We start from the raw sequence: 20,502 nt of genomic DNA, 5'->3' as shown, positions 1-20,502 counted from the left end.
GGTCCGCCGAACGTCGGACCGGGGCTACGCCGCCGCGGCCAGCTCCTCCCGCTCCCGCGGCACGAACCGCACCGTCGGGTGCCCGTGGCGCCAGCCCACCGCGAGCCGCAGACCGCCGATGCGGGTGAGGATCACACCGATCGCGACGGCCGCGACGGCGGAGACCGCGCCGCCCGCCGCGAGGCCGGCGCGGACGCCGTACACGTCGGTGATCCAGCCGGCGATCGGCGCGCCCACCGGGGAACCGCCCAGGAAGACCATCATGTACAGGGCCATGACCCGGCCGCGCATGGCGGGGTCGGTGCCCATCTGGAGGCTGGTGTTCGCGGTGACGTTGAGCGTCATGCCGAACACCCCGATCGGGGCCATGAGCAGGGCGAACAGCCACAGGGACGGGGCGGCCGCCGCGACCAGCTCCAGCACGCCGAAGGCGATCCCCGCCGCGACCAGCACCCGGAGCCGGGCCGTGCCGCGCCGGGCCGCGAGCAGCGCGCCGATCAGCGAGCCGACGGCCATGAGCGTGTTGAAGAGGCTGTAGGAGCCCGCGCCGGCGTGGAAGACGTCGTCGGCGAAGGCGGTCAGGTAGACGGGGAAGTTGAAGCCGAAGGTGCCGACGAATCCGACCAGGACGATCGGCCAGATCAGGTCGGGGCGTCCGGCGACATAGCGCAGGCCTTCCCGCAGCTGGCCCTTGCCGCGCGCGGCGCGCTCGACGACGTGCAGTTCACGGGCGCGCATCAGCAGCAGGCCGGTGATGGGCGCGACGAAGGACAGGCCGTTGGCGAGGAACGCCCAGCCGGTGCCCACACCGGTGATCATCAGGCCCGCGACGGCGGGGCCGACGAGCCGGGCGGACTGGAAGTTCGCGGAGTTCAGGCTGACCGCGTTCTGCAGCTGCGCCGGGCCGACCATCTCGGAGACGAAGGACTGGCGGGCGGGGTTGTCGAGCACGGTCGCCAGGCCCACGGCGAAGGCGGCGACGTAGACGTGCCAGACCTGGACGTGTCCGGAGAGGGTGAGCGCGGCGAGCGCGACGCCGGTGAGGCCCATCGCGGCCTGGGTGCCGAGCAGCGTGCGGCGCTTGGACAGCCGGTCGACGAGGACGCCGCCGTAGAGCCCGAAGAACAGCATGGGCACGAACTGCAGGGCGGTGGTGACGCCGACGGCGGTGGCGGAGCCGGTGAGGCTGAGCACCAGCCAGTCCTGGGCGATGCGCTGCATCCAGGTGCCGATGTTGGAGACGACCTGGCCGGCGAAGAACAGCCGGTAGTTCCTGACCCTCAGGGAGCTGAACATCGAGGACTTGCGGGCGCCTTCGGCAGGCGCCGGTGGAACAGTGTCGTGGGTGGTCGGTGCGGGGGCGGAGTCTGCTCCGGGTCCCGAACTCAAACGGGTTCGCCTCCTTCTGGCGTCCTACAGGTGTGCGAGTTTCTCCAGCACGGGGGCGGCGGCGCGCAGCTTCGCCCACTCGTCGTCGTCGAGGCCGTCGACGAGGGTGGCCAGGAAGGCGTTCCGTTTGCGGCGGCTCTCCTCGAGCATGGTTTCGGCCTGCTCGGTCTTGGTGACGACCTTCTGGCGCCGGTCCTCAGGGTGCGGCTCCAGCCGGACCAGGCCCTTGGCCTCCAGCAGCGCCACGATGCGGGTCATCGAGGGCGGCTGCACGTGCTCCTTGCGGGCGAGTTCGCCCGGGGTGGCACTGCCGCACAGGGAGAGGGTGCCGAGCACCGACATCTCGGTGGGGCTCAGCGACTCGTCGACCCGCTGGTGCTTGAGCCGACGGGACAACCGCATCACGGCGGATCGCAGGGAGTTCACGGCGGCAGCGTCGTCGCCATGGGTAAGGTCCGGCATGTTCTTTAGCGTAACTCATTACCCTCGCTAAGGACCACTGCAGGGGTCCCCGAGTGCCCGTGACGCCCGCCACGCAACCTCACCTGTACCCGAATGTCACTCATACGGGTGATACGTGCGCGGAATGCCTCCCACCGTCCCGATACGTGCCGCGACCCTCGTAGCCATGGGGACCAGTGTGCTCAGCCTGCGAATAGACCACGACCTGCTCGAACGGCTCCGGCACCATGCCGCCAGAAGCGGGATGAGCGTCCAGGACTACGTCGTCCAGACGCTCGTCCGCAACGACTTCGACGAGCGGTTCCAGATCGCCGTCGAGGAGACGGAGAAGTTCTACGGCCTCGCATGAACCGCGTCGAGCGGATCACGCGAGGCCGCAGGGCTCACGCATCGGCCGGCCCGAAGGCCGGGTTCACACCGGTCGGCTCACCGGCCCGTGGGCCCGCCGGCCGGCAGGCCTGTGGACCGGGCGGACCGGCGGTCCGGCATCAGGTCAGTCCGAGAGCCGGCATCAGGTAGTAGAAGGCGAACACGGCGGCGACGACGTACATCGGCGTCGGCACCTCCCGGCCCCGCCCCGCCGCGAGGCGCAGCACGGCGAAGGTGATGAAGCCCATGCCGATGCCGTTGGTGATCGAGTAGGTGAACGGCATCATCACCATCGTCACGAAGGCGGGGACGGCGATCGTGTAGTCCGCCCAGTCGATGTCCCTGACCGAGTTCGCGAGGATCAGGAAGCCGACCGCGACCAGGGCCGGGGTGGCCGCCTGGGACGGGACCATCGTGGCGACGGGGGCCAGGAAGAGGGCGACGGCGAACAGGCCGCCGGTGACGAGGTTCGCGAAGCCGGTGCGCGCGCCCTCGCCGACGCCCGCCGTGGACTCCACGAAGGCGGTGGTGGCCGAGGAGGAGCTCGCGCCGCCCGCGGCGACGGCGATGCCGTCGACGAAGAGCACCTTGTTGATGCCGGGCATCTGCCCCTGGGCGTCGGTCAGCTTGGCCTCGTCGCTGACGCCCATGATCGTGCCCATGGCGTCGAAGAAGCAGGACAGCAGGACCGTGAAGACGAACAGGACGCCCGTCAGCACGCCGACCTTCGAGAACCCGCCGAACAGGCTGACCTGGCCGATCAGGCCGAAGTCGGGGCTGGCCACGGGGTTGCCCGGCCACTCCGGGGTGGTCAGGCCCCAGGACGGCACGTCGGCCACGGCGTTGACGATCACCGCGAGGACGGTCATCGCGACGATCGAGATCAGGATCGCGCCGGGCACCTTGCGGACGATCAGCGCCAGCGTCAGCAGCGCGCCGAGGACGAAGACGAGCACCGGCCAGCCGGTGAGGTGACCGCCGGTGCCCAGCTGGAGCGGGACGGTGGTCTGGGCGACGTCCGGGATGCGGGTGACGAAACCGGCGTCCACCAGGCCGATCAGCATGATGAACAGGCCGATGCCGATGGAGATCGCCTTGCGCAGCCCGAAGGGCACGGCGTTCATCACGCGCTCGCGCAGACCGGTCGCCACGAGCAGCATCACGACGAGACCGGCGAGGACCACCATGCCCATCGCGTCCGGCCAGGACATCCGGGGCGCGAGCTGGAGGGCCACGACGGAGTTCACGCCGAGGCCGGCGGCGAGGGCGATGGGGACGTTGCCCACGACGCCCATCAGCAGCGTGGTGAACGCCGCGGTCAGGCAGGTCGCGGTCACCAGCTGACCGTTGTCGAGCTGGTGACCGTACATGTCCTTCGCGCTGCCGAGAATGATCGGGTTCAGCACGATGATGTAGGCCATCGCGAAGAAGGTGGCGAAGCCTCCGCGGATCTCACGGGCGAGGCTGCTGCCGCGCTCGGAGATGCGGAAGTATCGGTCGAGAGCACCGTGCTCGGGCGTACTGCCCGGCTCCTGCGGCGCGGGGTCCTTGGCAGTGGCCGAGGGCGACATTGGCGTTTCCTACGAACAGAAAGGGACAAAGACAAACCGTTTCAGTATGAACACATAGATGAAGCCACGCCATCTCCGCGCGTAGACCGACAGGCCTCGTAGGCTGTCCCCCATGGCCCCCTTCCTTACGGGATCTCCCAGACACGAGGCGCCGGAGCCCCTGGAGGGCCCCGTGGTCGGCACCGTCACCGGCGGCACCGTCATCTGGTTCGTCCTCTTCCTCGCCCAGCTCCCCTTCTACGGCTGGTACGAGGACCACGGCCATCTGTGGTGGCTGTGGACCTGCCTGGCCGGCGCGGGCCTCGGCCTCATCGGCATCTGGTACGTGCGCAAGCGGGACGCGGCGATCAAGCGGGAGGCCGCGAGGGCGGGAGACGCGGCGGACGCCACGCACGCCGGGGACACGGCACACGGCGGGGACGCGACGGACGCGAGGCACACCGGGGACGCGGCGGACGCCGCCGGCCTGCGGGGCGTCGACGCGCGCCCCTCGGACAACCCCTAGGACCCGTAATACCGCCGCACGACGGGTACCCTCCCCCCTCCTCCCAGGGTCGGATCTTTCGGACTTCCGGCGGGTGACCGCCCTAATCCGCACGTACTGTCGAACCCATGACCCACACCGACGCCGACGCCGAGCACGCCGCCACAGCCGCAGCAGCCGCCCCGGCTCCCCCGGCGGCGACCGGGCTCACCTCCGCCGAGGTCGCGGAGCGCGTCGAGCGCGGTGAGGTCAACGACATCCCCGTCCGCAGCAGCCGGTCCGTCGGCGAGATCGTCCGGGCGAACGTGTTCACCCGGTTCAACGCGATCATCGGCGTCCTGTGGCTGGTCATGCTGGCGGTCGCCCCGATCCAGGACAGCCTTTTCGGCTTCGTGATCCTCGCCAACACCGGCATCGGCATCATCCAGGAATGGCGGGCCAAGAAGACCCTCGACTCCCTGGCCGTCATCGGCGAGTCCCGGCCGACCGTGCGGCGCGACGGCGTCGCCGTACGGGTCGGCACCTCCGAGCTGGTTCTCGGCGACCTCATCGAGATCGGCCCCGGCGACAAGATCGTCGTCGACGGGACCTGCGCGGAGGCGGACGGGCTGGAGGTCGACGAGTCGCTGCTCACCGGCGAGGCCGATCCCGTCGTCAAACACCCCGGCGACGAGGTCATGTCCGGCAGCTTCGTCGTCGGGGGCGGCGGCGCGTTCCAGGCGACCAAGGTCGGCCGCGAGGCGTACGCGGCGCAGCTCGCCGAGGAGGCCTCGCGGTTCACGCTCGTCCACTCCGAGCTGCGCTCGGGCATCTCGAGGATCCTCAAGTACGTGACGTGGATGATGGTCCCGGCCGCGATCGGCCTGGTCGTCACCCAGCTGATCGTCAAGGAGAACGACCTCAAGGACTCCATCGCGCGGACCGTCGGCGGGATCATCCCGATGGTCCCGGAAGGGCTGGTCCTGCTCACCTCGGTCGCCTTCGCGATCGGCGTCATCCGGCTGGGCCGCCGGCAGTGCCTGGTCCAGGAGCTGCCCGCGATCGAGGGCCTCGCCCGCGTGGACACCGTGTGCCTGGACAAGACGGGCACCCTCACCGAGGGCGGGATGGACGTCACCGAGGTCCGCGCGCTCGACGGGGCCGACGACGCCTACGTACGCCGGGTGCTCGGCGCGCTCGGCGAGGCCGACCCGCGGCCCAACGCCTCACTCCAGGCGATCATCGACGCCTACCCGGACGACGCCGACGGCTGGCGCTGCACCGAGGCGCTCCCCTTCACCTCCGCGCGCAAGTTCAGCGGGGCCACGTTCAGCGAGGGCGACGGGGAGCGGAGCACCTGGCTGCTGGGCGCCCCCGACGTCCTGCTGGGCGCCGACGACCCGGCCCTCGCGGAGACCGAGCGGCTCAACGAGCAGGGCCTGCGGGTCCTGCTGCTCGCCCGTGCCGCCGGCGACCTGTCCGACGCGGAACCGGCCCGGGGTGCGCGGGCCACCGCGCTCGTCGTCCTGGAGCAGCGGCTGCGCCCGGACGCGGCCGACACCCTCGGCTACTTCGCCGAGCAGGACGTCCGCGCCAAGGTCATCTCCGGGGACAACGCGGTGTCCGTGGGCGCGGTCGCCGCCAAGCTCGGCCTGGACGCCCGTACCGTCGACGCGCGCGAACTGCCCGTCGGCCGGGACGACATGGGGCGGGAGCTGGACCGGGCGACCGTGTTCGGGCGGGTCACCCCGCAGCAGAAGCGGGACATGGTCGGCGCGCTCCAGTCCCGCGGGCACACCGTCGCGATGACCGGCGACGGCGTCAACGACGTGCTCGCGCTCAAGGACGCGGACATCGGCGTGGCGATGGGCTCGGGCTCCGAGGCGACCCGGGCGGTCGCACAGATCGTGCTGCTGGACAACAGCTTCGCGACGCTGCCCTCGGTGGTGGCCGAGGGCCGGCGGGTGATCGGCAACATCACCCGGGTGGCGACGCTCTTCCTGGTCAAGACGGTGTACTCGGTGCTGCTGGCGCTGCTGGTGGTGTGCTGGCAGGTGGAGTACCCCTTCCTGCCCCGCCACCTGACCCTGCTGTCGACGCTGACGATCGGCGTCCCTGCCTTCTTCCTCGCCCTCGCCCCGAACACCGAACGCGCCCGCCCGCACTTCGTGCGCCGCGTCATGCGGTACTCGATCCCGGGCGGGGTGCTGGCCGGGGCGGCGACCTTCACGACGTACCTGATCGCCCGCCACCACTACACAGGGCCGGGCGCGCTGGACGCGGAGACCAGCGCGGCGACGCTGACGCTGTTCCTGACCTCCATGTGGATCCTGGCGATCATCGCCCGCCCGTACACGTGGTGGCGGATCGCCCTGGTGGCGGCGATGGGCGCGGCGTTCCTGGTGGTGCTGGTGGTGCCGTGGCTCCAGGATTTCTTCGCCCTGAAGCTGGTCGGGGTGTCGATGCCGTGGACGGCGGTCGCCGTCGCGGCGGCGGCGTCGGCGCTGCTGGAACTGCTGTGGCGGTGGCTGGACCGGCGTTCCCCGGAGTGACCTGACGCAAAACGGCCTCAAGTAGGTCATTGCACGCAAAAAGGTCGTCGATCATAATCCGCGTGTCGGGCTCGAGCCCTGCCTCCGGCATCCTGCCGAACCCGCGATACCGCCGGCCGCCCGGGAAAGAGAGCTGACCAGGTGCTGAGCAGTGGTGGGTACTCGGGCGTTTCGAGGACCGCTGTGGCGGGAGCGCTGCTGCTGCTCGCCTCCTTCGCGGTCGCCTCCTGCGGCGGCGGAGGCGACAAGGCCGACGCCCCGAACGGCAAGGTCACGGTCGTCTACGAGGACGACACGGTCAAGCCCGCGGACCGACGGGCGGTGGCGGTCGTCCGGCGGTCCCGCGTGCTCGAGCAGGTGGCCGGCTGGCTGAACACGTCGGTCGCCCTCCCGCACGACCTGGTCGTGAAGGTCACCGACGAGGTCCCGCCGGGAGTCACGGACGCGGTCACTCAGCCCGACGGCAGGACCGTCTATCTGCCCCCGCCGTTCCTGACCCAGATCCAAGGGGTGCTCGGCAAGGTGGTCAAGACCGTCGAGCGTCCCGCTCTGTTCCCCCCTTCCAGCTACAACGTCGACGACCTGACCGCGCTGTCGACCCAGTTCGTCTTCGGTCACGAGGTGGGTCATGCTCTGCAGCGCCAGCTTCTGCTGGCGAACCTCGGACTGGAGGAGGACGCCGCCGACGGGTTCGCGTCGTTCTACACCGTCAACGAGGTCGGTCCGGGGCCGTCGCTGGCAGCCGCGCTCCTCTTCGACGAGCTCGCCCGCGAGGAGGGCAAGCTGACCCTGGAAGGGTTCTCGAGCGATCACCCCGTCACCCAGCAACGGGTCTTCACCTTCCTCTGCCACCTCGAGGGCAGCGACCCCAAGAGGTTCTACGAGCCGCTGGTCGGGGCGGGGTACCTGCCGAAGACCCGCGCCCCGCTCTGCCCGCAGGCCTGGGCGATGCTGGACTACGGCTGGTGGACCCAACTCCAGCCGCATTTCCGCCGGGCGTTCGAGGGTCAGGGCGACAGGACGCAGGAGAACGCACATGAGCGTCTGATCGCCGAGACGAAGGCCCTCGCGGAGAAGCTCGACGAGATTCGCACCGGGCAATGAGCCGTCGATCAAACAGGGTTCGCGCCGGGCGCCCGCGCTTCCGCCAGATCTCGACGAGGCGGCGCGCGTACTCCTGGGCGCCCCCCGGTTCCGGGCTAACCGGCGGTCACATGCCCGTCCGGCTCCTCGAGAGGCGCTGACCGATCGCTCGGCGTGGAGGGAGCCGGACGTCGAGGCGGTGGGCACGGTCGCGGCGGGGAGAGTCGGCCCTGCGGTGGCAGGGCGCTCGGAAGCGGGCCGGCCGGGCGCTTGCCGAGGTCCTTCAGCCGGAGCGCGGGCCGCTCGACCAGGTGCCAGGAGGCGACGGCGAGGATCAGGGTGAAGGAGAGCCTCAGCGTCGCACTTGGGCTTGCGTGAAGGTTTGATACTGACCTGTTGGGCTTTCTTGGCTATTTTGCCCGCTTTTCGGGCAGCTCCGGCAGTTTCGTCGCGGCGCTTTTCCAGGACGGCGGCATGGGCCTCACCGGCGACAGCCGACTGTAAGGGTGCCCATTCGTGCAGACAGACTCCGAGGGCGACGGCACTGCAGCGTTCCAGAGTTTGGCGGCAAAGTATTGAGCCCGGCCGCAGTGGCGGCCGGGCTCAAAACCACGGCAAGGTTAGCCATCCGTCCACATGGCTCGCGTGTAGGCCTCGTGGCCTTCCGTTAGCCCTTCTTCGCCTTCCAGTGTTCGGGTGATCGAACCGCCGCCGTTTTCGAGCATCACGATCGAAGCGAGCAAGAGTCCACGCAGAAGACCGTGCAGGACGAAGTTGTTGGTGTTGAAGTACCTGTCGTACAACGCCTGGGTGAACCGCTGGAACGCGGCCAGATCCACGCTGCTCCCGCCGAGCCGCTCATCGAAGGCCAGCCCGGTGGGCACACCCAATAGGTCACCGGTCTGTTGTGCGAGCGCGGCGAAGGTCTGCCCCACCCCGACCCCTGGATCCCAAATGACCCTCGAACCGTCGGCGGTCTGGAACGGGTAGCCCATTAGTCCCACCTTGTCATGATCACGACGCCTGGATACTCCTCCCTGAGCTGCTGAATCCGGGCCTCGACCGCTTCAACGAATCGCTGATCTTGGTTCCCATGGGTGAACCGGAAACCGATCGGGGCGTCCGCGTAGAACTCGGGAAGTTGCTTGCGGGCGTTCAGGTACTTGGCGAACTTTCCGTTTATGTGGGTCTTGAGCCACACGGCATCGTCCCAATATCCAATCACGTCCTTCAATTCCCAAAGGACGTCACCGGAGAAGTGGTCGATGTCAGTGATCAAGTTCCCGGTGACCGGATCGAAGACGTCGTAGTCCCTCTTTCCCTCGAGGCAGCCCTTCGCGGCCGAGGCGGCAGCCACCTGGACACCCATCATGGTCGCCGCACCGGACGGGGCCGCCTTGGCCGTCGCGCCTATTAACTTGCAGCCGCGTCGGATGAGCTTGAGGGCGTCCCATGCCTTGTCAAGTGCCTTCATCTTGGCTCCGATGAGAGCATCGGCCGCCAGGGGTCCGCAGTCCTCGAAGCTCTTGTTATCGAGGCATGCCTCCAGGTTTCCGAGACCTGTAACCGCACTGGTGAAGGTGTACAGGTTCTCCAGCGCCTGCTTGAGTTCAGGGCTGGTGATGATGTCGCAGAAGATTTCCTTGTGCTGGCACCATCGGGCAGATTCTTGCGGATCGCACGGGACGATGGCCTGCTGACAGCGGTAGATCTTGCGTGCCTGGTAGCCGGGGTCCTGCTCGGCCTTCTGTTTTGCTTCGAGGGCGGCCTTGCGACGGACCTCTTCTTCCTCCCGGTACTTCTTCACGGAGATGGCGAAGGTCTCCTGGGCCGCCTTGAGTGCGGCGTCCGCGTCCTGGCCGGCCGCAATGGCCGACTGCCGTGCCTGCTCGGCATAACCCCAGGCGGAGGAGGCAGAGGCCTGGGCCATCTCGGAGGAGAGTGTCGCGTCGGAAGCGGACAGGGCTGCGGCCTCGGATGCCGTGCTGGCTTCGTTGGCTGCCTTGCGTGCGCGGGCCGCGGAGGCGGCGGCACTGGCGGCTGAGGCTTCGGCGTCCTTGGCATACTGGGCCGCCTTGGCCGCGCTGGACTGGGCCTCCTTGGCGGCAGCGTCAGCCTTCAGCGCCCAATCGTTGGCTTCTGCGGCGGCCTTGCGAGCCGTGGCAGCGACCTTATGCGCCGTCGCGGCGTTCTTCTGTGCTTCAGCCGCGATCTTGGCAGCGTCCGCGATCAGTTTCTGGACCTGTGCCTCGTGCGTGGCGTCGAGATGGTCCTGGCGTGCCGCCTTGTACTGGCCGTAGACGATGAATGCGTGGACGGTTTGCGGTGAGCCTTCGAGCGCAATCCGGGCGGCGGCCTTGACCTCGTCCCGGCCCGTGCTTAGCAACTGGGCAGATCGGACGCGTTCGTCCTGGGTGCGAGCGGTGAACTGGGTCGTGGCCAGGAACTGGCTGTACTTCTTGGGGTCTCCGCTGTTCAGCGCCGCCTGGGCGGCATCGGCGAGCACCGGACCGCCCTCGGATGCGACCTGCGCAACAGCGACGCGCATGCCCTGAGCGGCGGCCAGGTACTGGCCGTCGTTGATGAAGGCGGTGACAGCTGCCGCGTCTCCGCGGAGCGCCGCCTCGGCCGCAGTACGCACCTCAGGGGCTGCGCTCTCTTCGGCGAGGCGCTCAGTGTAGGATCGTTCGTCCTGCTCGCGAGCGGTTTTCCAGCCGTTCTTCAGGTAGTCGATGACCACCTCATCGGGCCCGGCGAGTGCGGCTTCGGCTGCGGCCCGTCCCCAGGCCGTTCCGTTCTTGGCCGACAGCAGGGCCAATCTGCGGCCTTCGGTGGCAATGATCGCGAGGTCGGCCCCCGGTTCTGCGGCCTTGGTCACGAGCCGGTCGCGTTCGGTGTCCCGGTCCTTGACCGCCTGCAGCAATTGTGCGGCCTCGGCGACCTGGGCGTTGTACTTCGCCTTTTGGTCCTTGGCGAGCGCTATGCCGGCGTTGGTGCGGCCCAGCAGGTCCTCGGCCTCCACCTCGCGGGCGAGGGTGTAGACCTCCTGCGCCTTGGCCACCGCTGCCGATGCGGTGGTCGCGGCCTCGGTGGCCGCGTTGGCGTACGCGGTGGACTTGGCGGCCGCGGTAGCCGCGTCGCCAGCGTGGTGTGCGGCATCTTCGGCCGATGCTGCGGCGTTGTTGGCGTGGGTGGCGGCCTTGCGGGCGGCGTCACGGGCTTCGCCTGCTGCCTTCGCGGCCTTGCGGGCGAGTGCCGCTGCTGCGTTGGCGGCGCGGTTGGCCTCCGCCGCATGCCGCTTGGCGGAGGCAGCGGCGGCACGCGCCTCGGCGGCGGCGGCACTGGAGCTGCCGGCGTAGTCGCTGGCAGCGATCGCTGCGTCTGCGGCAGCGGTGGCGTCCGTACCGGCGGCCACGGCCGAAGCCGCAGCATTACCGGCGGCGGTCGCGGCCTTTTCCGCCTGGTCCGCGGCGTCGGCTGCGAGATTAGCGCCCTTGGCAATGGTACGAGCGTTCTCGGCAGCCACGCGCGCCGCGTCGGCCTTGCCCGCATCAGTTGCGGCGTCAGCTGCGGCCGACTGCGCACGTGCCGCAGCCTGGGCGGCGGACGCGGCCGCAGCCGCTGCCCGGGACGCGGCGTTCGCGGCGACACGGGCGGAGTTCTTCGCGGCGCTGGCAGCGTCGATCGCCTTCTGCGCCGCGACGGCGGCCTGGGAAGCCGCCTTCGCGGCATCGGCGGCTGCGCGGGCTGCCTTGCCTACTTCGCCGTTGGCAGCCGCCGCTTCTGCCTTGGCGGCGAGCGCGGACTCCTTGGCTAGCCGGGCCGACTCTACGGCCTTGGCCGATTGCGCCTTGGCGGCCGCGGTTTCCTTGGCGGCCTGCCGGCCAGCTTCCGTCGCCTGCTCGGCGAGCTCGGCGACGGTGGCGTGCTCTTCGTCCTTGTTGCGTGCGACGAATTGGCCGACCTCCAGAAACGCCCGACGGTCATCCGGTGTGCCATTCAGCGCGAACTGGCCGGCTGCCTGGACGTTTCTGCCACCCAAGCTGATGATTTGGACGACCTGAAGACGATCGTCCTGCTCACGGGCGGTGTACTGCCCCTCGCGGAGGAACGCCACGATGTCTGCCGGAGTGCCGTTGAGCGCGGCCCGCCCAGCGTCCGCTTCGACTTGTCGTGCGGTGCTGACGATCTGGGCGACCTGCACACGCTGGTCCTGTTGCAACGGCTCTTCCCAGCCGTCGTCCAGGAAGTCTTCCAGTGCGGAACGGCCGCCGGCCAGCGCCGTTCGGGCAGCGGCGAGGAGTTCCATACCTCCGATACTTCCGAGCTGTGCCGCATTGACTCGCTTGTCCTGGAGGTTCAGGCTCTCAGCGACAGCAAGAAAGCTCTCGATGTCGGCGGCACTTCCTATCAGCGCCGCTTCCGCAGCCGCCTTCACGTTCGGGCCGCCGTCGCGCCAGTAGTCCACCACCTGGCCACGGTCTGTGGGCGTCACGTCCGACAAGGCCGTGAGCCGTCCCGCACCGGTCTGCCGGCCCGCCGAGGCGGGCGAGGCTCCCAGGAGGCCTAGGGTGAGGGCCATGGTCAGCATGCCTAATGCGGAGGCGCGTAACGCGCGCCTGATTCTTCCCGGGTGCTGAGGCCCGTGGAGTGTTGGTTTCACCAGACTCTCATCTCATCACCGGCGACTCACTTCAGTGGGAGGCGGGCCGACGGCCCACCTCCCACATCAGGTGCCACCGTTTTGCATCATTTCTCGGTCAGTTGATCCCGGCCAGGACGATGCCGCCGAGGGTGCCGCTCAGCCCCTATCGTCCACTGGGACAGCAGCACCCTGGTGCCATTGGCGCGACGGACGGTGTCAATAGACGGGCTGTCCTGGGCGGTCGCGCCGATGGGGAACTGGTAGGGGCTGGGACAGCGAGGGCGTCCTGGAGATGGCTGAGCAGCATTCCATAGCGCTTGGTTGTCGCCGTCCGGCGTCGGGGTTGGGTTCAGGAACTGGTGGCGGTGGTGGAGATGTCTTTGATGCCGCTGCTGTGGACGGCGGTGAATGCGCTCCAGGTGCCGGCAGTCTCCTTGTCGGCGGTCCAGATCTGGCTGTCGCTGCCGATCGCGAAGAGACGGACCTTGTCACCGAGCGTGGTAGCGGCAATGCCCTGAATGCCGCTGCTGGCCATGTACTTGAAGGCGGACCAAGTGCCAGCGGCGTAGTCGCCGATGGCCGCCTTGATCTTGGCGTCGCTGCCGACAGCAAACAGGTGAACCTGGTCCCCAACGGCGGTGGTGGCGATGTACTTGATGCCGGTGGTGCCGGGGACAACCTTAAAGGCGCTCCAGGTGCCGGCGGTGTAGTCACCGTTGGCGCCGTAGATCCGCCCATCACCGCCGATAGCGAACAAGCGGACCTTGTCGCCCATCGCAACAGCAGAGATCCGCTGGAACGCGCCGTCACCGGGGACGACCTTAAAGGCGCTCCAGGTGCCGGCGGAGTAGTCACCGTTGGCGCCGTAGATCCGCCCATCACCGCCGATAGCGAACAAGCGGACCTTGTCGCCCATCGCAACAGCAGAGATCCGCTGGAACGCGCCGTCACCGGGGACGACCTTAAAGGCGCTCCAGGTGCCGGCGGAGTAGTCACCGTTGGCGCCGTAGATCCGCCCATCACCGCCGATAGCGAACAAGCGGACCTTGTCGCCCATCGCAACAGCAGAGATCTGCTTCATAGAGCTACTGCCAGGCACGTGGGCGAAGGAGGTCCACTCGCTAGCCGTGTCATAGTCACCGGAATTAGCATGGATTTTCTCGTCGCCACCGATGGCGAAGAGCCGGTTCACAGGCCGGGAGGCCTTCACACCCTCTACCCACGAGCGGAGATCGTCCACACGGGTGTCGTAGGCGCCGCTCTTGCTCTCGTCGAGCCTGCCGTCAAGGCAGTTGGTCTGCCAGGAGCGGCTCACTAGCGCGACAAGCGCGGGCTTGCCGGCCTCGGTGCGGAGGGTGGGGGCACCGGCGTCGCCCTTGCAGACGGACGCGTCGGCCGGTGTCTTGGCTGTGATGGCGAAGCCGGCCTCGGCCACGGCGCCGACGGTAAAGGACGCCGTATGCAGCTTGGAAGGAGCCCACTCGGTGGCAGTGCGGCCGAATCCGGCTGTCGTCAGCTCCTCGCCGTCGACAGCCGCCGTCGACGACAGGGCGACAGGGCTGATGCCAGTTGCGGGCTGTGCAAGGCGCCCCATGACCAGATCCCGGTCGGCGTGCGGCATGAGCTCGACAATGTCGGTGATGTGACCGCCGGAAGTAGCCAGGTCGGTCCGGCCGACGGTGACGCTCGTCCTTTCCTTCGGGGCCCCAGCGGCAACAGTGTTGTTCTCGACGGGGTTATCGGCGAAGCAGCTCTTGGCTGTCAACACCCATCGGGGGTCGACGAGCGTGGCGGTGCAGAACCGCTTGCTGTCGCCCACCGTCAGCTTGCCGGTGAACGCCAGAGTGGCGTCTGAAGGGGCGGGGGCGGTTCCGATGGGGCCGGTAACCCTGATCTCGACCAGCCTGCTACGGTTGCCGCCCACGACACCCTCGCCAACCGGTGCATAGCCGTCCTTGGGGATCGTGACGGCCTTGGTAGTGCCGTCCTCGGCGGTTAACGTGGCTGTCACCGGCTGGTCGGCCGCATCGATCCAGAAGGCCCGATTAAGGTCCAACGTCAGCAGACCCGTGCTGGCTCGGGAGACGAAGCAATACATCTCCTGCTTGTTCACAGGCGGCCCGACGACCTGCACTCGTATCTGCTTGGCATCTAAGTTGCAGCTGGCGAGCGTAATGTTGCCGTCACCACGGATCAGTTTGATGCCCTTGTCCGCTTCGGTCTTGGCGGCGTTAGGGTACGCACCGTCCTCGAAAGCGAACGGCATGACCTCCGTTGCGCCTTCACCGGAGGTATCGACGGCATAAGCGTTGCTGCCCACGAGGGCGGTGAGGGCGGCGACGGCCGTCACCGCGATGGCAGTTCTGGTGACACGAGTGTGCACCTGGTTGATTCCTTCCCAAGGCGGGTCAAAACACCGCACGAAAATGACAAAGCACCGTGACCTGTCCGTTCCGGGCCGGGCAACGATGCACCCAGAAGGATCCTCCTCGGCACCACCACATGCGCAAGATCAAAGCTGGATGAAAATGATCACAATCCATCCAGTACAACCTTTCACCAACACAGCAACAGGGATCGGGTGGCGTCGGCGTGGGCAGAGCGACTGCAACGCTTTCGCCTCGAACGCCAGGGTTCGCACTGAACGGTCGCCCTCGATGTACAAAGCGGGTTAGCGTGCCGCGCGCCCGGAACTCAGCCGTTCACCAGGGCCTCAGGAGTGGCGAAAATGACACCCGACGCCTCGCTCCACACACGACCGCTGCGGTGCATATCGGATTGCACCACCGCATGACCGGCTTGAAACCCGCTCACCGCGTCCTCTCTCACACTCGACCGCTTGGTCCAGGTGCAGTCGATCCTCCCTCGCCCTGCCCGCATCACGTTCGGCTGCTCACGGCAGTGGCGCGTCGGCTCTGGCGGGGCGGGCGCGCGATGCCGTCGCTGTGCAGGCGCGAGGCCTTCACTTGGCCGCACGGTGGCGGTTATTTATCGGCGGTGGCCGCCCCATGACTCCTTACTGGAAAATCAATTTCCTTCACCTGCCAGCGGCATCCAATCCTCGTCCACAAGTCTTGACAGTTAATCCAGGTAGCACACGGTGAGCCCAAAAAGGGTGTAACCGGCGACGGCAAGGGTCTGCTGCACGAGGAAGCCATAGGTGTGGACACTGTGGGAGTCGTGTCCGACCCGAATACTGGGGCTAGACGAAGCTCGCAGCCCTATCCCGGCCGAAGCTGACGCCATGACCGTGTACTTCCTGATCGCGCTACTTGAAGCACGAGGACCACCCCGACTCGACCACTGATGTCACCACGGTCGGCGCGGGAGCCTTCAGCCAGCTGCTAGGGATGCCGACCGAGCAACTGGCCGATGTGTATCCGTTGACACAGGAGCACGCTGAGCGTGTCCAGCAGTTGACGGGTATCACGCTCAACCAGGAGAAGTACGAGTACTTCCTCGAAACCGAAGCAGACTGACAAAACGGGGGCCGTCCGGCGGGACGGCCCCCGTCTTCAGTCGAACCAGCGGTCCCTGGCCAGTTCCTCCGTGCGGGACGGGTCTTCCAAAAGGGCTGCCACCTCGAAGCGGCGGGGCCATTGGGTTGTGGACCAGGCCAGGCCGGCGGCTACTCCCTCCAGGGTGGCGGCGTGGAGCGTGCCGTCGGGGGTCAGGCGCCAGTCGATCTCCACGCCGTCGACGATCAGTTCCTCGTGTTCCACGTACGAGTGAGGAGTGCTCGGGCCGAGCAGAGTGCGTACCGACGCGGGGACTTCGTGTTCCGTGCCCTCGGAGTCGATCGCGGCCGTCACGGACTCGCTGAGGCGGCGGACCTGGAAGAGTTCCGCCAACTCGGCCGCACGGGAAGGGCGTACGGGGAGCAGGGGGATGCCCTGGGTGAAGGGGAGGAGGTCGGGTGAGTCGACCACCATCGCCTCGGTCGCGTCCACGATCCTCACCTCGCCGTCGACGACGGCTCGCAGGTCGTCGGGGAGGGTGACCTGCTCGGGGTCGAGGTCGGCCAACGCCGTGTACAGACCGTGCAGTTGGGTCGCGGAGACCTCGCGGTCCGGGTCTGCCAGGCGGTCCAGGAGTTCGGCCGCGCCGCCCGGCTCGTCGAGGAGCGCGGACACCGACGTGCGGACGCCGAGCGCGCGCAGCACCTGCTCGTCGTCGAAGCCGGTCGCGTCCGCCTCGTCGTAGAGGCCGTGGAGCAGCGGGTCGCCGCCCGCGGCCAGCAGGCCCGCGGGGCGGCGGCCGTCGAGCACCGGGTTCCCGCGCAGCCACCACGCCGTGTACGGGCGTACGACCTCGTGGGTGCCGTCGTGCAGGAGGACGCGGACCGGCTGGGTGATGGCGTCGCGCAGGGGCGGCCGGGCGAGCAGGGCGAGGGCCTCGGGCCACTTGTCGTCGTCGACGAGGTCAAGGTCGCGGACGGCGACGAGCTCGGTGGCGACGGGCGGCACCGGTGCGTCGGGGAACCGGTCGAGGACGTCCTCGCACCACACGTCCACCGCGTCCAGCAGCCCCGCGTCGTCGGGCTCGGGGAAGTCGCCCTCGCGGGGCTCCAGTTCGTCCGGGTCGAGGACGACGTCCGTGGCGCGCACGAGGGCGAAGCCTGCCAGCACCCCGCAGGCGGCCAGCGGCTGTTCGCCCCACTTCTCCGCCAAGTCTGCGTCCACCATGCCGAGTTCGTCCTCGCGGATGACGGAGGCGAACGGGCTGCCGGGCAGGACGAGTTCACCGGCGGGGGCGAGCTCGCCGTCCTCGTCGGGCAGGGCGAGCGCGCCCAGCCAGGGTTCGTCGCCGGGCGCGAGGTCCGCGTCCCGGACCAGCGCCAGGACGGTGTCGGCGAGTTCCTCGGCGTCCGGGGCGTCCTGGTCGTCGTAGAAGGCTCCGCCGTCGTCGTCCAGGGACGCGGCGACGGCTGCCCGCACCTGCGGGGTGGTGAGGACCGCGCGCGGCGTCGCGGGCAGGGCGCCGAGCTTCTCCAGGAGCGGGTGCGCGGCGTCGGGGTGGGCGACCTTGAGGCCGAGGCGGGCCAGGACGTCCGCGTCCACGCCGGTCGTGTCCGCGGTCGGCAGCAGGACCTGACGGGGTCCGATGGTCGTGCGCCGGTCGGCCAGCGGCACGGGCAGGCCGGTCAGCCGGTCCGGGTCGACGCCCGCGAGGCTGTCGTAGAGCCGGTGCCACCAGTCCGGGTCCTTCTCAAGCCCCGCCAGCCGGTCGATCGCGTCGGCCAGCGGGATGCGGGGCACGCCGAGGGTGCGCAGCTCGACCCGCCGTTCCAGGCCGGCCGGCAGCAGCGTGGGCAGGACCTCCGCCAGCACGCGCACGGTGTCCGCGCCCGCGCCTTCCACGATCTCCGCGTCCCGTGGGCGCAGCGCCTGCGGAAGCTCGTCCTCCGGCGCCGGCGGGACCGCGGGCGGCAGGAAGGCGGTGCGCGGGAGCCGCTCCAGGATCGCCTGGCGCAGGGCGCCGTCCAGTTCTCCCTTGCCGAGCGGGCCCGGCACCAGGTCGATGATGCCCGCGCCCACCGGCCGCCACGCGGCGAGCAGCCCGGCGTAGGCGTCGGCGGCGCGCTGGACGAGGAAGTCGGTCAGCGGGCCGGGCGCGGCGTGCCGGCGGGTGGTGTCCAGCGGCAGCGAGGCGATGAGCAGCGCGGGCACGCCGAGGGGTTCGTCGCTGGGTGTGGGCGCGTGCACCACGGGGCCGGTGCGGGGCCGCGCGGGTGCGCCGTCGCCGTCGACGGGGACGGCCCAGGTCACCGACCAGTACGGTCGCAGCCGTTCCTCCACCGGCCGGTCGGCCAGCAGGTCCGGCGTGAGGGGGCCGTCGGCGGCGGCGATCCGCCAGCGGGTGCTCCCGTCGCGGGAGTCCTCGACGACGGTCAGCTCGCCGTCGGCCGCGCGGCGCAGGGTGCGCGGCTCCTGGTCGTGCACCTCGACGACGACCTCGTGCAGGCCGGGCAGGGCGAGGAGCAGCGCGTCGTCCACGGCGGTCAGGAGCCGCTCGGCGAGGTCGGCGGCGGCCGGGTCGCGCAAGGGCAGGATGACGGCCGTGTCGTACGGGTCGGGCGCGGTGCCTTCGGCGGCGAACGGCAGCCTCAGCAGGGGGACGTGGCCGTCGCGGCGGCGGATCTCGTCGCCGAGGCCGGGGCTGTGGCGGGCGGTGTCCGAGGCCAGGTCGCGGGCCTCCGCGAGCGACCAGCGCACCCCGCCGTGCCGGCCGACGACGGCGGGTTCGTCGGTGACGGCGAGCACGGCGGCGAAGCCGACGCCGAACCGGCCCACCGCCGACTGCCGTGTGTCCCGCTTCGCCGACGCGCGGAGCGTGGCGAGCGACTCGACGCCGGCCGCGTCCAGCGGGGCGCCGGTGTTCGCGGCGACGAGGACGCCCTCGCGGAGGGTGAGGCGCAGCCGGCCGGGGACGCCGGCCCGCGCCGCCGCGTCGGCCGCGTTCTGCGCCAGCTCGACGACGAGACGGTCCCGGTAGCCGCCGAGGACGAGGTCCTCCTCGGCGTTGGCGTCCTCCCGGAAACGGGCGGGACTGGTCGCCCAGGCGTCCAGGACACCGCGGCGCAGACGGGCCGTGCCGAAGGGGTCCGCTCCCTCGGGCGCCGGCCGCACGAACTTGCTCACGTCGGTTTCCCTCTCGTCGTCTGCGTGAGGAGAAGGTATCGCGCGAGGAAGGGGGTCAGCTTCCGGAGGAGTGCGGGACGCGGACGGCCGCCGCCGCCGGAAGGCGAAGCCGTAGCGGCACCAACGCCGGCGCACACCGGCACATGATCCCGGAGTTGCCCGGCCCGCCCCTCAACTCTCCGACGTGAAGGGACACTTCACAAACGCACGAGACGAGCGCACGAGCACTACGAGTGCCCCAGCTCCGCCGACTCCTCGTCCGTGGCCGCCGGCACCGAACCCGAGTCGGCGGACGGGCGCAGCGGGAAGGGGTCCACCCGCGTCTCGTCGATGACCGGCGGGGCCGGCCGCGGGGGCTTCGGCATGACCGCGGCCTCGGAGTGGCCGCCGCAGCCGTACGCCAGCGACACCACGCGGCCGTCCGCCGGTGAGAACTCGTTGGCGCAGACGCCGAAGGCCTGGCCGAGGGAGCCGCCGATGGGGGTGAGGAAGCCGCAGCTGGCGCAGGTTGCGGGGGCCGCCTGGGCCATGGGCGTCTTGGAGCCGTAGGCCTCCTCCCAGCGGTCGGCGGCGGCGTGCAGGCCGTAGCGGGAGAGGACCCGGGCCCGGCGCATGCCGAGTTCCTCGGCGACGGCGGGGATGGAGCCGCGCGCCGGGGCGGACGGCAACCGCGCGGGCGGGCCCTCCGTCACCTCGGCGTCCTCCGCCTCGACCAGCTCCGCCATCTCGTGCGAGACGGCCGAGTTCGGCGGCGGGGCGTCCTCGCCGGTGAAGCCGGGCTCGAGGCGCAGGTCCTCGGCGTCGGTGGGCAGGAGGTCGCCGGGGCCCATGTCGCCGGGGCGCAGGCGCTCGCTCCACGGGACCCACTCGGGGGCGAGGACCGCGTCCGGGCCGGGCAGCAGCACCACCTCGTCGAGGGTGACGGTCTTCGCGCGGGAGGCCCGCGCCACCGTCGCCGCCCAGCGCCAGCCGCGGTACCCGAGCTCCTTGCACTCGAAGAAGTGCGTGACCACGCGGTCCCCGTCGGAGACCACCCCTACGTGCTCCCCGACGACGCCGGGGGCGGCGGCCTCCTCCGCCGCGGCGCGGGCGAGGTCGACGGCCTCGGCGCACAGGCGGTCGGGGGTGCGGCTTCGCGTGGTCGCTGCGCTCACAGGTATCGCTTCTCTCCTACGCCGTCTCTCGAGTGCGCCGGCCTGAAGGCGGGCGGGTGCGGACGGAGCGGACCTGAGGGCCGCGTCGACGTCCGCGCCCGATCGCGCTCGGACGCACCTGCTGTCATCCATTCTGCGGGATGGCCGGGAGGCGCGCGGCCGAGAACAATCGC

The 20,502-nt window shown here is 69.8% G+C and carries 13 protein-coding genes; 5 read left to right on the top strand and 8 right to left on the bottom strand.

Features of this window, described 5'->3' with window-relative positions; all coding sequences use genetic code 11:
- Positions 1-24: 24 nt before the first annotated feature.
- Positions 25-1,389, bottom strand: coding sequence for an MFS transporter (locus tag ACFYXA_RS22360; RefSeq protein WP_389035441.1), 1,365 nt, complete (start codon positions 1,387-1,389; stop codon positions 25-27).
- A 24-nt stretch (positions 1,390-1,413) separates the two neighbouring features.
- Positions 1,414-1,851: a MarR family transcriptional regulator gene (locus tag ACFYXA_RS22355; RefSeq protein WP_352246549.1), complete on the bottom strand. Its 438-nt coding sequence runs from the start codon at positions 1,849-1,851 to the stop codon at positions 1,414-1,416.
- A gap of 166 nt (positions 1,852-2,017) precedes the next feature.
- Here ACFYXA_RS22355 and ACFYXA_RS22350 point away from each other — a divergent pair, with 166 nt between their 5' ends.
- Complete coding sequence (locus ACFYXA_RS22350) at positions 2,018-2,200, top strand: ribbon-helix-helix protein, CopG family (RefSeq protein ID WP_351091634.1); 183 nt, start codon at positions 2,018-2,020, stop codon at positions 2,198-2,200.
- Between the two features lie 139 nt (positions 2,201-2,339).
- Here the strand turns inward: ACFYXA_RS22350 and ACFYXA_RS22345 are convergent, their stop codons facing one another.
- Positions 2,340-3,791, bottom strand: a complete 1,452-nt coding sequence (locus ACFYXA_RS22345; RefSeq protein WP_389035436.1) for an NCS2 family permease — start codon at positions 3,789-3,791, stop codon at positions 2,340-2,342.
- A 112-nt stretch (positions 3,792-3,903) separates the two neighbouring features.
- Here ACFYXA_RS22345 and ACFYXA_RS22340 point away from each other — a divergent pair, with 112 nt between their 5' ends.
- The 3 genes from ACFYXA_RS22340 to ACFYXA_RS22330 all read left to right on the top strand — a co-directional run bounded on the left by ACFYXA_RS22340 (position 3,904) and on the right by ACFYXA_RS22330 (position 7,910).
- Positions 3,904-4,296, top strand: coding sequence for a DUF2530 domain-containing protein (locus tag ACFYXA_RS22340; RefSeq protein ID WP_389035432.1), 393 nt, complete (start codon positions 3,904-3,906; stop codon positions 4,294-4,296).
- A gap of 107 nt (positions 4,297-4,403) precedes the next feature.
- Positions 4,404-6,806 (top strand): HAD-IC family P-type ATPase, encoded by a 2,403-nt coding sequence (locus ACFYXA_RS22335; protein WP_389035429.1) that lies wholly within the window; start codon positions 4,404-4,406, stop codon positions 6,804-6,806.
- A gap of 183 nt (positions 6,807-6,989) precedes the next feature.
- A complete protein-coding gene (locus tag ACFYXA_RS22330; protein ID WP_389035426.1) occupies positions 6,990-7,910 on the top strand; it encodes a DUF4344 domain-containing metallopeptidase in 921 nt (306 codons plus the stop codon).
- A 599-nt stretch (positions 7,911-8,509) separates the two neighbouring features.
- Here ACFYXA_RS22330 and ACFYXA_RS22325 read toward each other — a convergent pair.
- From ACFYXA_RS22325 to ACFYXA_RS22315, 3 genes are all read right to left on the bottom strand, one after another.
- Entirely contained in the window at positions 8,510-8,884 is a 375-nt protein-coding gene (locus ACFYXA_RS22325) for a DUF6086 family protein (protein ID WP_389035422.1), read from the bottom strand.
- Positions 8,884-12,480, bottom strand: a complete 3,597-nt coding sequence (locus tag ACFYXA_RS22320) for an ALF repeat-containing protein (protein WP_389035419.1) — start codon at positions 12,478-12,480, stop codon at positions 8,884-8,886. Before ACFYXA_RS22320 ends, ACFYXA_RS22325 begins: the two co-directional genes overlap by 1 nt.
- A gap of 403 nt (positions 12,481-12,883) precedes the next feature.
- The gene (locus tag ACFYXA_RS22315; protein WP_389035416.1) at positions 12,884-14,917 is read right to left on the bottom strand and encodes a trypsin-like serine protease; all 2,034 of its coding nucleotides are present in this window, start codon (positions 14,915-14,917) and stop codon (positions 12,884-12,886) included.
- Positions 14,918-15,806: 889 nt separating this feature from the next.
- On the opposite strand from ACFYXA_RS22315, the gene ACFYXA_RS22310 reads away from it, so the two are divergent.
- Positions 15,807-16,013: a hypothetical protein gene (locus ACFYXA_RS22310; RefSeq protein ID WP_389035413.1), complete on the top strand. Its 207-nt coding sequence runs from the start codon at positions 15,807-15,809 to the stop codon at positions 16,011-16,013.
- 36 nt (positions 16,014-16,049) lie between these two features.
- Here the strand turns inward: ACFYXA_RS22310 and ACFYXA_RS22305 are convergent, their stop codons facing one another.
- The gene (locus ACFYXA_RS22305) at positions 16,050-19,175 is read right to left on the bottom strand and encodes a sacsin N-terminal ATP-binding-like domain-containing protein (protein WP_352246560.1); all 3,126 of its coding nucleotides are present in this window, start codon (positions 19,173-19,175) and stop codon (positions 16,050-16,052) included.
- 227 nt (positions 19,176-19,402) lie between these two features.
- Positions 19,403-20,329 (bottom strand): DUF3027 domain-containing protein, encoded by a 927-nt coding sequence (locus ACFYXA_RS22300; protein ID WP_352246561.1) that lies wholly within the window; start codon positions 20,327-20,329, stop codon positions 19,403-19,405.
- Positions 20,330-20,502: the final 173 nt, after the last annotated feature.

The sequence above is a fragment of the Streptomyces sp. NPDC002566 genome, from assembly GCF_042889585.1.
Taxonomy (GTDB): Bacteria; Actinomycetota; Actinomycetes; order Streptomycetales; family Streptomycetaceae; genus Streptomyces.
Note: the sequence above shows the minus strand (reverse complement) of the source record. Positions and strands in the feature narration are given on the sequence as shown.